This is a genomic window from Nocardiopsis sp. LDBS1602 (genome assembly GCF_035818715.1).
GTDB lineage: Bacteria > Actinomycetota > Actinomycetes > Streptosporangiales > Streptosporangiaceae > Nocardiopsis > Nocardiopsis alba.
The window spans coordinates 519,912-533,979 of record NZ_JAYLVW010000003.1; the positions used below are offsets into that span (position 1 = coordinate 519,912).

Here is a 14,068-nt window from a genome sequence, read left to right on the forward strand (position 1 = left end):
GGAAACGTGACATCCGTGCCGTACGAGGCATATTTATTAACGGAATGTGGTCGGGGCCGGAAGTGCTTTCCCGGGTTCTTCTCTTCGTCTTGGCAACGGGTGGGCAAATGGAGTGTCGTCTTCATGGCGGAACAGGGTAAAAGCGGTGGGGCGGGCGATGCCCTTCTCCGATTGGGGAATTACCTGACCGGATCGGAGCCGCTCGATCATGACCGTGCCCAGGTCAGGCATGGCGGACGTGAGGGCGATGTCTTCTATCGCGACCGCTGGAGCCACGACCGTGTGGTGCGTTCGACGCACGGTGTCAACTGTACCGGTTCCTGTTCCTGGGATGTCTATGTAAAAGACGGAATCATCACCTGGGAAACGCAGGCCACGGATTATCCTTCGGTCGGTCCGGACCGTCCCGAGTACGAACCTCGGGGCTGTCCCCGGGGCGCCGCCTTCTCCTGGTACACGTATTCGCCGACCCGGGTCCGCTATCCCTACGCGCGCGGTGTCCTCCTCGAGATGTACCGGGAGGCCCGGGAACGTCTGGGCGATCCGGTGGCGGCCTGGGAGGAGATCACCACCGACCCCGCCAAGCGCCGCCGCTACCAGAGCGCGCGCGGCAAGGGCGGGCTCGTCCGCACCACCTGGGAGGAGGCCCTGGAGATCGCGGCCGCCTCCCACGTGTTCACCATCAAGAGGTACGGCCCGGACCGGATCGCCGGTTTCTCACCGATCCCGGCGATGTCCATGGTCTCCCACGGCGTGGGCGCGCGCTTCGTGAACCTGCTGGGCGGCTCCATGCTGTCCTTCTACGACTGGTACGCCGACCTGCCGGTGGCCTCACCACAGGTGTTCGGCGACCAGACCGACGTCCCGGAGTCCGGTGACTGGTGGGACGCCGCCTACCTCGTCCTGTGGGGCTCCAACGTCCCCGTCACCCGTACGCCCGACGCCCACTGGATGGCCGAGGCCCGTTACCGGGGCCAGAAGGTGGTCGTGGTCTCCCCGGACTACAACGACGCCGCGAAGTTCGCCGACGAGTGGGTGGCCCCGCATCCGGGCACCGACGGGGCGCTGGCCATGGCGATGGGGCACGTGATCCTGCGGGAGCGTTTCGTCGAGAAACCCACCCCGCGGTTCCTGGAGTACGCCCGCGCCTACACCGATCTGCCCTTCCTCGTGGCCCTGGAGAAACGCGACGGACGTCTGGTGCCGGGCAAGTTCCTCACCGCCGCCGACCTGGAGGGGGAGGAGGAGACGGCCAACGCCGACTGGAAGCCGCTGTTCTGGGCCGAGGGCGACGAGGCCCCGGTCGCCCCCAACGGCACGATCGGTCACCGTTGGGGCGAGGACGGCGAGGGCCGGTGGAACCTGGACCTGGAGGGCCGGGTCCCCGAACTCACCTTCTACGCGGCGGGCGCCGAGGCGGCCGAGGTCGCCCTGCCCCGCTTCGACACCCCCGACGGCTCGGCCGAGGTCGAGATCCGGGGCGTTCCGGTCCGCAGGGTCGCCGGTCGTCTGGTCACGACCGTCTTCGACCTGCTCCTGGCCCGATACGGGGTCTCCCGTCCGGGCCTTCCGGGTGTCTGGCCCGCCGGTTACGACGACCCGGACGGCGCCTGCACCCCGGCCTGGCAGGAGACCCTGACCTCGGTTCCGGCCGACCGGGCGGTGCGCATCGCCCGGGAGTTCGCCGACACCGCCGAGGCCAGCGGGGGACGGGCGATGATCGTGCTCGGGGCCGGCACCAACCAGTGGTTCCACGGGGAGAACGCCTACCGTTCGTTTCTGACCCTGCTGTTGCTCACCGGCTGTCAGGGCGTCAACGGCGGAGGGTGGGCGCACTACGTCGGTCAGGAGAAGTGCCGTACCGCCACGGGCTGGGCGGCCTACGCCTCGGCGATGGACTGGTCGCGTCCGCCGCGCTTCATGGCCGGTACCGCCTACTGGTACCTGCACACCGACCAGTGGCGCTACGACACCTACAAGGCCGACGCGCTCATGTCCCCGCTGGGGCCGGGCCGGGTCAGGGGCAGGCACACCGCCGATCTGGTCGCCGCCTCGGCCCGGATGGGGTGGATGCCCTCCTATCCGACCTTCAACCGCAACCCGATCCAGCTCGGCAAGGAGGCCCTGGAACGGGAGCGGGATCCGGCCGAGTACGTGGCCGACCAGCTCGCCGACGGCACGCTGCGCTTCGCCGCCGAGGATCCCGACGATCCGGCCAACTGGCCCCGGACGCTCACGCTCTGGCGGTCCAACCTGTTCGGTTCCTCGGCCAAAGGAGACGAGTACTTCCTCAAACACCTGTTGGGCACCCACTCCAACCTTCAGAGCGAACCGGCCGGGCCCGACCACCGGCCCAGGGACGTCACCTGGCGGGAGGAGACACCGGAGGGCAAGCTCGACCTGCTGGTCACCCTCGACTTCCGGATGACCAGCTCCACCCTGCTGTCGGACATCGTGCTGCCCGCCGCCACCTGGTACGAGAAGCACGACCTGTCCACCACGGACATGCACCCCTACGTGCACGCCTTCAACCCGGCGATCGATCCGCCCTGGGAGACCCGCACCGACTTCGACATCTTCCACTCCCTGGCGAGGGTGTTCAGCGAGCTGGCGGTCGACCACCTCGGCGAGGTCACCGACCTGGTGGCCGTCCCCCACCAGCACGACACCGAGGGGGAGCTGGCCCAGCCGCACGGTGTGCCGCCGGACTGGAAGGAGGCGGGGGAGCGCCCCGTCCCGGGCCGGACGATGCCGGGGATCGTCCCGGTCCGTCGCAACTACGCGGCCGTCGCCCAGAAACTGGCCGCGCTGGGGCCGCTCGCGGAGGGCAAGGGGCTGCCGGTCAAGGGGGTCTCCTTCACACCGGACCGGGAGATCGACTGGCTCCGCGAGAGCAACGGGGCCGTGCGCGGCGGGGTCGCCGATGGGCGCCCCTCCCTGGACACCGACGTCAAGGTCTGCGAGATGATCCTCGCGCTGTCGGGGACCAGCAACGGACGTCTGGCCGCCCAGGGGTTCGAACGTCTGGCCGCGCGCACCGGGACCGACATGGACGAGCTGATCGCCCACGCCGCCGAACGCAGGGTGGTCTTCGCCGACGCCGCGCGAGGCCCCACGCCGGTGGGAACCAGCCCGGAATGGTCGGGCAAGGAGTCCTCGGACCGTCGCTACTCGCCCTTCACCATCAACCTCGAGCACGACAAGCCCTGGCACACGCTCACGGGGCGCCAGCACTTCTATCTGGACCACGACTGGATGCACGAGTTCGGCGAGGCGTTGCCGGTGTACCGGCCGCCACTGGACGTGTCGTCGCTCTTCGGCGAGCCCCGGCTCGGGCCGACCGGACAACTGGAGGTGGTGGTGCGCTACCTCACCCCGCACTCCAAGTGGAGCATCCACTCCGAATACCAGGACAACCTGCTCATGCAGACCCTGTCCCGGGGCGGCCCCACCATCTGGATGAGCGTGGCCGACGCCGAGGCCATCGAGGCCTCCGACAACGACTGGGTCGAGGCGGTCAACCGCAACGGCGTGGTGGCGGCCCGCCTGGTGGTCTCCCACCGGATGCCGACCGGGACGGTCTACATGCACCACGCCCAGGAGCGCACCATCGACGTGCCCAAGACCGAGACCACGGGACGTCGCGGCGGCATCCACAACTCGCTCACCCGACTGCTCGTCAAACCCACCCACCTCATCGGCGGTTACGCGCAGCTCACCTACGCCTTCAACTACCTCGGGCCGACGGGGAACCAGCGCGACGAGGTCACGGTCGTGCGCAAGCGCGTGACGGAGGTGCGGTACCGATGAAGGACGCCGGAACGTCCCGTTCGACGGGGGAGAGGGACACCAGACCGATCGGCCGGGTGATGGCGCAGGTCGCCATGGTGATGAACCTCGACAAGTGCATCGGCTGCCACACCTGCTCGGTCACCTGCAAGCAGGCGTGGACCAACCGGAGCGGCGTCGAGTACGCCTGGTTCAACAACGTGGAGACCCGCCCGGGCCAGGGCTATCCCCGGACCTACCAGGACCAGGAACGCTGGAAGGGCGGCTGGGTCCGTCGGCCCGACGGGACACTGGTGCCGCGTTCGGGCGGACGGCTCAAACGGTTGGCCACGATCTTCGCCAACCCGGTGATGCCCTCCATCCAGGACTACTACGAGCCCTGGACCTACGACTACGACACGTTGATCAACGCTCCGGCGGGAGACGACTTCCCGGTGGCCGAGCCCCGCTCGGCGCTCACCGGAAGACCGATGAAGGTCGAGTGGAGCGCCAACTGGGACGACGACCTGGGCGGCGGCCCCGAACTGGCCTCTCAGGACCCGATCGTGCGCAGGCTCGGCGACAAGGTGCGGTTGTCCTTCGAGGACACCTTCATGTTCTACCTGCCGCGCATCTGCGAGCACTGCCTGAACCCGTCGTGTGTGGCCACCTGTCCGAGCGGGGCCCTCTACAAGCGGGTGGAGGACGGGATCGTCCTGGTCGACCAGGACCGTTGCCGGGGCTGGCGTATGTGCGTGACCGGCTGCCCGTACAAGAAGATCTACTTCAACCACAAGACGGGCAAGGCCGAGAAGTGCACCTTCTGCTATCCGCGGGTGGAGGTGGGCATGCCGACCATCTGCTCCGAGACCTGTGTGGGACGCCTGCGCTACCTGGGGGTGGTCCTCTACGACGCCGACCGGGTCGGTGAGGCCGCCTCCGTGGAGGACGAGAAGGACCTCTACGAGGCCCAACTGGGGGTCTTCCTCGATCCGGACGACCCGGCGGTCCGCGCCGCCGCCCGTCGCGACGGCATCCCGGATCGCTGGGTGGACTCCGCCGCCCGCTCACCGGTCTACGCGCTGGCCGAACGCTTCCGGGTGGCGCTGCCGCTGCACCCGGAGTACCGCACCATGCCGATGGTCTGGTACATCCCGCCGCTGTCCCCGGTGGTGGACACGCTCACCCGTACCGGTCACGACGGTGAGGACAAGGACAACCTCTTCGGGGCCATCGACACGTTGCGCATCCCCGTCGAGTACCTGGCCGAACTGTTCACGGCGGGGGACACCGGCCCGGTCGACCTGGTGCTGCGCAGGCTCGCCGCCATGCGCTCCTACATGCGCCGGATCAACCTGGGACAGGAACGCGACGAGTCGATCGCCTCCGACGTCGGCATGACCGGCGGGGAGATCGAGGACATGTACCGGTTGTTGGCCCTGGCCAAGTACGACGAGCGGTACGTCGTACCGACCGCCTACGGGGTGGACGAGGCCGACCGGGGGGTCATCGAGGAGGTCGGGTGCTCCCTGGACTTCGACGGCGGCCCCGGCATGGGAGGGATGGGCGGTGAGGTCCCCTTCGGGGAGGCCTCCGGACGTCCCGACGAGGCGTCGGTGGAGACCTTCCACGCGCTTCGCGAACGGCAGACCGCCGAGGGGCGATCGGGTACCGGTGGCCGCGTCAACCTGCTGAACTGGGACGGTAACGGCCGTCCCGACGGACTCTTCCCACCCCGCGAGGGTGGCGACACCGACGACGAACGGGGCGGGGATCCCGGCCCGCGTGAGGAGGGTCGGACATGAGAACCACCACCGACGGCACGAACGACGACGGGACGCGTACCGGATCCGGCTGGCTCGGAGCCGCGAGGGCCGAACGCCGCGCGCACGCCCGCGCCGTCACCCACCAGGCCGCCTCGGTCCTGCTCGGCTACCCGGACCAGACCTTCTTCGAACAGCTGCCGCTCGTGGCGCGCGCCGTCGCGGAGCTGCCCCGGGGGTCGGCCCGTTCCGAACTGCTGGGGTTCTGCGAGCACGCCTCCACCACGCCGGAGCTCGAACTGTCCGCGCACTACGTGGACGTGTTCGACCTGCGTCGTCGCAGGGCGCTGCACATGACCTACTACACCGACGGGGACACCCGCCGCCGAGGTCACGCGTTGGCGGAGATCAAGCGGGTCTACTCGGAGGCGGGCTGGCGGGTCCACGCCCGTGAGCTGCCCGACCACCTGGCCGTGATGCTGGAGTTCGCCGCGCGGGGGGACGCCGACGCCGGTCAGGAACTGCTGGTCCTGCACCGGGCCGGTCTCGACCTGCTGTCCGAGGCCCTGCGCGAGCACGGCACCCCCTACGCGGGGGTGATCGAGGCGGTCCGGAGCACGCTCCCCTCGCCTCGCCCCGCCGACGAGGAACGCGCCCGCCGTCTGGCCTCCGAGGGGCCGCCCGCCGAGGACGTGGGGATGGAGCCCTACAGGGTGGTGCGCCCCCGGGAGCCGTTGCCGCTGACGGACGTGACCTGGAGGAACGCATGAGCGGGTACGGTCCGGTCGACCTGCTGCTGTGGGGCGTTCTGCCCTACGTGGTGCTGGTGCTCGTGGTGGGCGGTCTGATCTGGCGCTACCGCTACGACCGGTTCGGCTGGACCACCCGCTCCTCGGAGCTGTACGAGTCACGGTTGCTGCGGATCGGCAGCCCGCTCTTCCACTTCGGTCTGTTGGTGGTCATCGTGGGCCACGTCGTGGGTCTGCTGATCCCGGACACCTGGACGCGCGCTCTGGGCGTCTCCGACACGCTCTACCACGTGAGCGCGCTCTCCCTGGGGCTGATCGCGGGGTTCTGCACGCTCGCCGGGATCGCCCTGCTCGTCTGGCGGAGGCGGACCACGGGTCCGGTCTTCAGCGTCACCACCCGCAACGACAAGCTCATGTACGTGGTCCTGGTCCTGGCGATCGTGACCGGTCTGGGCATGACCGTGTACTTCGCGGGGGTGGAGCTCGCGGGCGGACGCACCGGCGACTACCGGGAGACGGTGTCGCCGTGGTTCCGTTCGATCTGGATCCTGCGTCCCGACGTGGCCGCCATGGCCGCCTCCGACGCCCCGTACAAGCTGCACGCCCTGATGGGGCTGGGGCTGTTCGCCCTGCTGCCCTTCACCCGGCTCGTCCACGCCTTCAGCGCGCCGGTCGGCTACCTGTTCCGCCCCTACGTCGTCTACCGCACCCGCGATCCGCAACCGGCCGCCGCGGGCCAGGCCCGACGGCCGGCCCGACGGGGCTGGTGAACCGGCACGAGGGCGCCTCGGCCGGCCGAACGCACATCACCTATGGAGTATCCATGGAGCTCTTCCCGGCGTTCCCGCTCGATGAGTGGAACGAGACCAAGCAGACCGTCCACCGCTTCGAGCAGATCGTGGGCAAGGTCCGCCTACAGCACAGCCCGCGACGCAACCACTGGTGGAACGTGCCCTTCCACCTGACCGGAAGCGGGATCACCACCCGACCGATGGGGATGGTGGACGGCAACCCGATCTTCACCATCGACTTCGATTTCGTCCGCCACCTGTTGATCGCGAGCAACCTGGAAGGTGACACCGCCTCGTTCCCCCTCCAAGGGAACAGCGTCGCCTCGTTCTACCTGCGTCTGCAATCGGCGCTGGACTCGTTGGGGGTGGACGGCGGGATCCCGGTCGCGTTCCCGTTCGACCTGCCCGACGCCGACCGTCCCTTCGCTGAGGACCACGAGCACGCCGTCTACGTGCCCGAACACGCCACGCGGTACTGGCGGATCCTGAGCCGGGTCAATCTGATCCTGGAGGAGTTCGCGTCCGGTTTCTCCGGTAAGACCAGCCCCGTGCACCACTTCTGGCACACCTTCGACATCGCCGTCACCCGCTTCTCGGCGCACACCATCGTGCAGCCGGAGGAGGCGGGGGAGCTGGTGCGCGAGGCCTACTCGCGCGAGGTGGTGAGCTTCGGCTTCTGGTTCGGTGACGACAACGTCCCCGAACCCTGCTTCTACGCCTACGCGGCGCCCGAGCCCGAGGGGCTCACCGAGGAACCGTTGAGCCCCTCGTTCGCGGAGTGGAGGCCCAGCGGGCACGGGCACTTGGCGCTGCTGCGCTACGCGGACGCGCGCGAGACCGAGGATCCGCGGGCCACCGTCCTGGAGTTCCTCCAGAGCGCCTACCTGGCGGGCGCCCGCAGACTCGGCTGGGACGTCGACGCCCTCGCCTGCCCGGGCGGGGTGACCGACCCCTATCTGGCCGGTCACTGACCCGGACGGGCGGCCCCGGCGGAGCGGGCCGGGGCCCGATGTGTGCGCGAGCGGGGGATATGGGAACGTTTCCTTTGCAGGACCTCGACGCGCACACTCCGTGCGTGTCGGACGCACGGAGTTGGGGCACAGGCATGGAACTGACCGTCGTCGACGCACCGGAACGGTCGCGGTTCGAGGTGAGCACGGACGGCCGAGTGATCGGCTTCTCCGCCTACCACCTGATCGCCGAGGGGGTCCTGGCGCTTCCGCACGTGGAGGTGGAACCCGCCTTCGAGGGGCGCGGAGTGGCCGGCACGTTGATGCGCGAGTCCCTGGACATGATCCGTGAGCGGAAGCTGAGGATCGTTCCGATCTGCCCCTTCGCCCAGTCCTTCATCGAGCGCAACCCGGAGTACGCGGATCTCGTCCACGAGGGGTGAACGGCCCGTTCGACAGGCCGTTATGCCTCCGAAGCGGTAACGAAAGTGTGAACATCGGGCCGCTTTAGTGCCTTCGTCGGTGTTCTGTCCTTTCGTGTGGGCATGGGGTGGCGGTTCCCTTTTTCCTGTAAGGAGCCCCCACCTCGTGATACTCGCCGACGCAGCACCGACGATCGACGCTCGTCTCACCGAGATGATCGGTACGTTCAACGACGACGTCCTCTGGGCGTGGATCCTCATCCCGCTCCTGGTCGGAGTGAGCCTCTACATCACCTTCCGGACCGGCTTCGTGCAGTTCCGGCTCTTCCCCGAGATGTTCCGGGTGCTGGGCAACAAGCCGGAGATCGCTCCCGACGGCAAGAAGGCCGTCTCCTCGTTGCAGGCCTTCTTCATCTCCGCCGCGGCGCGTCTGGGCACGGGGAACATCATCGGCGTCTCCGTCGCCATCTCCCTGGGCGGCCCCGGCGCCGTCTTCTGGATGTGGGTGATGGCGCTGGTGGTGTGCGCCGCCAGCTTCGTGGAGTCGACGCTCGCGCAGCTCTACAAGGTGCGGCACCCGGCCGGATACCGGGGCGGGCCCGCCTACTACATCGAACGGGGACTGGGCAGCCGTTGGCTCGCCGTGGTCTTCGCGGTCATCCTCATCATGACCTTCCCGCTCGTCTTCAACGCGGTGCAGAGCAACACCATCACCAACACGGTCGCCAACTCCGTCGGTGAGCTCGGTGCCGGGACCGGCACGATCTTCTCGGTGGTCATCGGCGCCCTGCTCGTGCTGCTCACCGGACTGGTGATCTTCGGCGGCGTCCGCCGTATCGCCCACACCGCCCAGGCGCTCGTGCCCTTCTTCGCGGCCCTCTACGTCGTGATCGGTCTGATCATCATGGTCATGCACTGGCAACTGGTGCCCGGCATGATCACGTCGATCGTCGCGAACGCCTTCGGACTGGGCGAGTTCGCCGCCGCGGCCCTGGGCGTGGTCATCATCCAGGGTGTGCGTCGAGGCATGTTCAGCAACGAGGCCGGTCTGGGCTCGGCGCCGAACGCGGCGGCCAGCGCCTCGGTGACCCACCCCGTCAAGCAGGGGCTGGTGCAGACCCTCGGCGTCTACCTGGACACCATGGTGGTCTGTTCGGTGACGGCCTTCATCATCCTGCTCGGCTACCAGGGCAACCTGGACGGGACCTTCGAGGGCGACATGACCCAGATGGCCCTGATGTCGATGCTGGGTCCGTGGGCGCTGCACCTGATGACGCTCATCATCTTCCTGGTGGCGTTCACCTCGGTGCTCGGCAACTACTACTACGGCGAGTCCAACGTGGAGTACCTGAGCGGCAACGGCAACGTCCTCTTCGGGTACAAGGTGGTCTTCCTCGTCGCCACCTTCCTGGGCTCCCTGGGCTCGATCGACCTGGTCTGGACGCTCGCCGACACCACGATGGGCCTGATGGCGCTGGTCAACCTGATCGCGATCGCCCCGCTGACGGTGATCGCCTGCCGTCTGCTGAAGGACTACACCGTGCAGCGTCAGCAGGGCAAGGACCCGGTGTTCACCCGTGACCGGATGCCCGACATCCGCGGTGTGGAGTGCTGGGAGCCTCGGGAGGAGCCGGCGACCGAGGGCCGTGAGCCCGCGGGTCGGGATTCCTGACCGATCGTCGTCGAGAGGGCGCGTCCGGGTTCCGGGCGCGCCCCTTCGGTGATTCAGGGGCACTTGATTCACCCGAAAATACGCACAAACCCCTAACAGTGGGCGTTCTCGGGCATCCGTGTTCTTTCGGTCACCACGGATCACCGCTAGTGTGCTGGATCACAGTTGTGGCGGTCAAAGTTGTGCCTCGCAAGGGAGTCCGATGTCCATCGTCTCAATCGAGCCGGCCACCGCCGAGCGGTGGAACGACCTGGAGAACCTGTTCGGGCCGACCGGAGCATACGGGCACTGTTGGTGCACGTTCTTCCGGAGGAGGGCCAAGGACCACACGGCCAGCGTGTCCTGCGATCGTTCCCGGCGCGGCGTGGACAACAAGGAGGAGCTGCGCAGGCTCACCCTGGACGGTCGGGTGCCCGGCCTGATCGCCTATGACGAGGACGGGCCCTGCGGCTGGGTGTCCGTGGCCCCTCGGGAGGACTTCATCCGTCTGTCCCGGTCTCGGACCCTGCGCCCGGCGGACCCCGAGGAGCCGGGCGTATGGTCCCTCGTCTGCTTCTGGTTGCCGCCCAAGCGGCGCCGGCGTGGTCAGGGAAGCCGTCTCTTGGAGGGTGCCATCGAGTACGCGCGGGCCAACGGCGCCCGGGTCCTGGAGGCCTATCCCGTCGATACGGCGGGTGGGCGCGCCCCGAGCGCCGAGGTCTACACCGGGACGGTGGAGATGTTCCGTCGTGTCGGGTTCACCCTGGCCCAGCACCACTTGAGCGAACGGGTGGTGGCCCGTCTGGAGTTGAAGCCGGGTTGAGGTGCGCCCCGGTGATACGGGGGTAGGGTATGTGGCGCCATGAGGGCGCCGGGGAGTGTCCAGGGCCTCCGAGGGTCGGATGACGGGTCATCCGTTCTCTCGGGGGCTTCTCCTGTTCCACCTGGGGTTTTGCCCTCTCTTGTTACCCCCTGGGGGTAATCTGGGGATCGGGCGTCGACGAGGCGTCGTCGACATTTGACATACACATACCCCCTAGGGGTATATTGGGCCGTGTTGGAACGGGCCCGCGAAAGAGCGGGCGAGCACACCGGGAGGAATCCATGGCCGACACCGCCGTCTACACCGTCGAGGGCATGAGCTGCGGGCACTGCGTCAACTCGGTCACCGAGGAGGTCACCGGTGTCTCCGGCGTCACCGACGTCAAGGTCGACCTGGAGAGCAAGAAGGTCACCGTCACCGCCGAGGGTCCGATCGACGACGCCGCCGTGCGCGCCGCCATCGACGAGGCCGGCTACGAGGTGGCGGGCTGACATGGGCGTGACCGCGAAACTCGCACTCTACGTCGTGGGTCTCGTGGTCGTGTTCGCCGCGGCGTTCGGGGCCGGCACGTTGGCCGGCCCCGTCCTGCCGGACGGGGGAGACACCCACGCCGAGAGCGTGGAGGGGACCCCGCCGGGCGGACAGGACCAGGGCCCAGAGGACCTCACCGAACACTGACGATGCCTGGAGGGGCAGATGAGCGACATCAAGACGGCTCCCGCCGGGGCGGGGCCGGTGGAACTGGCGATCGGTGGGATGACCTGCGCCGCCTGCGCCAACAGGGTGGAGAAACGTCTCAACAAGATGGAGGGCGTCACCGCCAGCGTCAACTTCGCCACCGAGAAGGCGAAGATCACCTTCGAGGGAGAACCCGCCTCGGTCGAGGACCTGGTCGCCCAGGTCGAGAAGGCCGGCTACACGGCCACGGTGCCGACCCCGGAGCGGAGCGAGGGCTCCGCCGAGGCCGACGCCGACCCGGCCGACCCCACGCGGGCCCTGTGGAACCGCGCTCTGGTCTCCATGCTGCTGTCCGCCCCGGTCATCCTCATGGCGATGATCCCGGCGCTCCAGTTCACCTATTGGCAGTGGGCCTCCCTGGCCCTGGCCGCGCCCGTGGTGGTGTGGGGCGCGCTGCCCTTCCACATCGCGGCATGGAAGAACCTCAAGCTGGGCACCGCCACCATGGACACCCTCGTCTCCCTGGGTGTCACCGCGGCCTTCCTGTGGTCCCTGTACGCCCTCTTCCTGGGCAACGCGGGGGTCCCGGGGATGACGCACCCGTTCGAGTTCACGATCGCCCGCACCGACGGCTCGGCCAACGTCTACCTGGAGGTCGCGGCGGGCGTCACCTCCTTCATCCTGCTCGGCAAGTTCTTCGAGGCGCGTTCCAAGCGTCGCGCCGGAGCCGCCCTGCGCGCCCTTCTGGAGTTGGGCGCCAAGGAGGTCACCGTGCTGCGGGGCGAGGGTCCCTCGGCGCGTGAGGAACTCGTGCCGGTCGACCGGCTCCAGGTCGGCGACCGCTTCGTGGTCCGTCCCGGCGAGAAGATCGCCACCGACGGACAGGTGGAGGAGGGGAGCTCCGCCGTCGACATGAGCATGCTCACCGGCGAGTCCGTGCCGGTGGAGGTCGAGCCCGGATCCGCCGTCGTGGGCGCCACCGTCAACTCCGGCGGCCGTCTCGTCGTCCGGGCCTCCCGGGTCGGCTCCGACACCCAGCTCGCCCAGATGGCGCGTCTGGTCGAGGACGCGCAGAACGGCAAGGCCGCCGTGCAGCGGCTCGCCGACCGGGTCTCCGGGGTCTTCGTCCCGATCGCCATCATGATCGCCGTCGGAGCCCTGGGCTTCTGGCTCGGTACCGGTGACCCCGCCGGGGCCGCCTTCACCGCCGCGGTCGCGGTGCTCATCATCGCCTGCCCCTGCGCCCTGGGCCTGGCCACGCCGATGGCCCTCATGGTGGGGACCGGCCGCGGCGCCCAGCTCGGCATCCTGATCAAGGGCCCCGAGGTGCTGGAGAGCACCCGGCGCGTCGACACCGTCGTGCTGGACAAGACCGGCACCGTGACCACCGGCAAGATGGCGCTGACCTCGGTCACCGCCGCCGAGGGCGAGGACGAGGACGAGGTCCTGCGTCTGGCGGGCGCGTTGGAGAAGGCCTCCGAGCACCCGATCGCCCGTGCCATCGCCACCGGCGCCACCGTGCGCGTCGGCGACCTGCCCACCCCCGAGGACTTCGCCAACATCGAGGGGCGGGGCGTCCAGGGCGTCGTGGACGGTCACGCCGTCCTGGTGGGCCGGGTCGCGCTGCTGGAGGAGTGGTCCCAGGAGCTTCCCGAGGAACTGAAGCGGGCCTTCTCCCGGGCCGAGTCCGAGGGGCGCACCGCGGTCGCGGTGGGCTGGGACGGCCGGGCGCGAGGCGTGCTGGTCGTGGCCGACACGGTCAAGCCCACCAGCGCCGAGGCGATCCGTCAGTTCCGTGACCTGGGATTGAAGCCGATCCTGCTCACCGGTGACAACGCCGCCGTGGCGCGCACCGTCGCCGAGGAGGTCGGGATCGAGGAGGTCATCGCGGAGGTCATGCCGGAGGACAAGGTCGCGGTGGTCGAGCGGCTCCAGTCCGAGGGGCGTACGGTCGCGATGGTCGGTGACGGGGTCAACGACGCCGCCGCCCTGGCCCAGGCCGACCTGGGACTGTCCATGGGCACGGGCACTGACGTGGCGATCGAGGCCAGCGACCTGACGCTGGTCCGGGGCGACCTGAGGGCCGCGGCCGACGCGGTCCGACTGTCCCGCCGCACCCTCGGAACCATCAAGGGCAACCTGTTCTGGGCCTTCGCCTACAACACCGCCGCCCTTCCGTTGGCCGCCGCGGGGCTGCTCAACCCGATGCTCGCGGGCGCCGCGATGGCACTGTCCAGTGTCTTCGTGGTGACCAATAGCCAGCGCCTGCGTCGCTTCCGTCCACTGACCGAGGAGACCGGGGCATAAGGGAACGAAATCGCGCACGATAAGGGCTGAAAAGCCCGGTGTGACAGGGTTTCGCACTCTCGTCACCCGCACGTGGAGCCGCTAGGGTTTGCGCTTGACCCCCGCCCGTAGGGGGGTTCGCACGAACCTCAGCGGCTTTCGTGTGTTCCGTGTCGTTCCGGAGAGT

General features: G+C 68.9%; 11 protein-coding genes. All 11 read left to right on the forward strand.

All coding sequences use genetic code 11. The features are described from left to right. The first annotated feature begins 123 nt into the window (after positions 1-123). Positions 124-3,810, forward strand: a complete 3,687-nt coding sequence (locus U9J66_RS14340) for a nitrate reductase subunit alpha (RefSeq protein ID WP_017534521.1) — start codon at positions 124-126, stop codon at positions 3,808-3,810. Beyond that, the gene (gene narH, locus U9J66_RS14345; RefSeq protein ID WP_017534522.1) at positions 3,807-5,573 is read left to right on the forward strand and encodes a nitrate reductase subunit beta; all 1,767 of its coding nucleotides are present in this window, start codon (positions 3,807-3,809) and stop codon (positions 5,571-5,573) included. Before U9J66_RS14340 ends, narH begins: the two co-directional genes overlap by 4 nt. Further along, complete coding sequence (gene narJ, locus U9J66_RS14350; RefSeq protein WP_014909676.1) at positions 5,570-6,301, forward strand: nitrate reductase molybdenum cofactor assembly chaperone; 732 nt, start codon at positions 5,570-5,572, stop codon at positions 6,299-6,301. Before narH ends, narJ begins: the two co-directional genes overlap by 4 nt. Further along, positions 6,298-7,050, forward strand: a complete 753-nt coding sequence (narI, locus tag U9J66_RS14355) for a respiratory nitrate reductase subunit gamma (RefSeq protein WP_017534524.1) — start codon at positions 6,298-6,300, stop codon at positions 7,048-7,050. Before narJ ends, narI begins: the two co-directional genes overlap by 4 nt. 53 nt (positions 7,051-7,103) lie before the next feature. Then, on the forward strand, positions 7,104-8,042 hold the full coding sequence (locus U9J66_RS14360) for a DUF5996 family protein (RefSeq protein ID WP_326337912.1): 939 nt from the start codon (positions 7,104-7,106) through the stop codon (positions 8,040-8,042). A 134-nt stretch (positions 8,043-8,176) separates the two neighbouring features. Continuing rightward, positions 8,177-8,464, forward strand: coding sequence for a GNAT family N-acetyltransferase (locus U9J66_RS14365; protein ID WP_014911052.1), 288 nt, complete (start codon positions 8,177-8,179; stop codon positions 8,462-8,464). 145 nt (positions 8,465-8,609) lie between these two features. After that, the gene (locus U9J66_RS14370; RefSeq protein ID WP_017534525.1) at positions 8,610-10,115 is read left to right on the forward strand and encodes an alanine/glycine:cation symporter family protein; all 1,506 of its coding nucleotides are present in this window, start codon (positions 8,610-8,612) and stop codon (positions 10,113-10,115) included. 202 nt (positions 10,116-10,317) lie between these two features. After that, positions 10,318-10,917, forward strand: coding sequence for a GNAT family N-acetyltransferase (locus tag U9J66_RS14375; RefSeq protein ID WP_014911005.1), 600 nt, complete (start codon positions 10,318-10,320; stop codon positions 10,915-10,917). Between the two features lie 281 nt (positions 10,918-11,198). Then, positions 11,199-11,408, forward strand: a complete 210-nt coding sequence (locus tag U9J66_RS14380; RefSeq protein WP_014909591.1) for a heavy-metal-associated domain-containing protein — start codon at positions 11,199-11,201, stop codon at positions 11,406-11,408. A gap of 1 nt (position 11,409) precedes the next feature. Beyond that, entirely contained in the window at positions 11,410-11,595 is a 186-nt protein-coding gene (locus tag U9J66_RS14385; protein WP_017534527.1) for a hypothetical protein, read from the forward strand. Between the two features lie 18 nt (positions 11,596-11,613). Beyond that, on the forward strand, positions 11,614-13,902 hold the full coding sequence (locus tag U9J66_RS14390; protein ID WP_326337913.1) for a heavy metal translocating P-type ATPase: 2,289 nt from the start codon (positions 11,614-11,616) through the stop codon (positions 13,900-13,902). Positions 13,903-14,068: the final 166 nt, after the last annotated feature.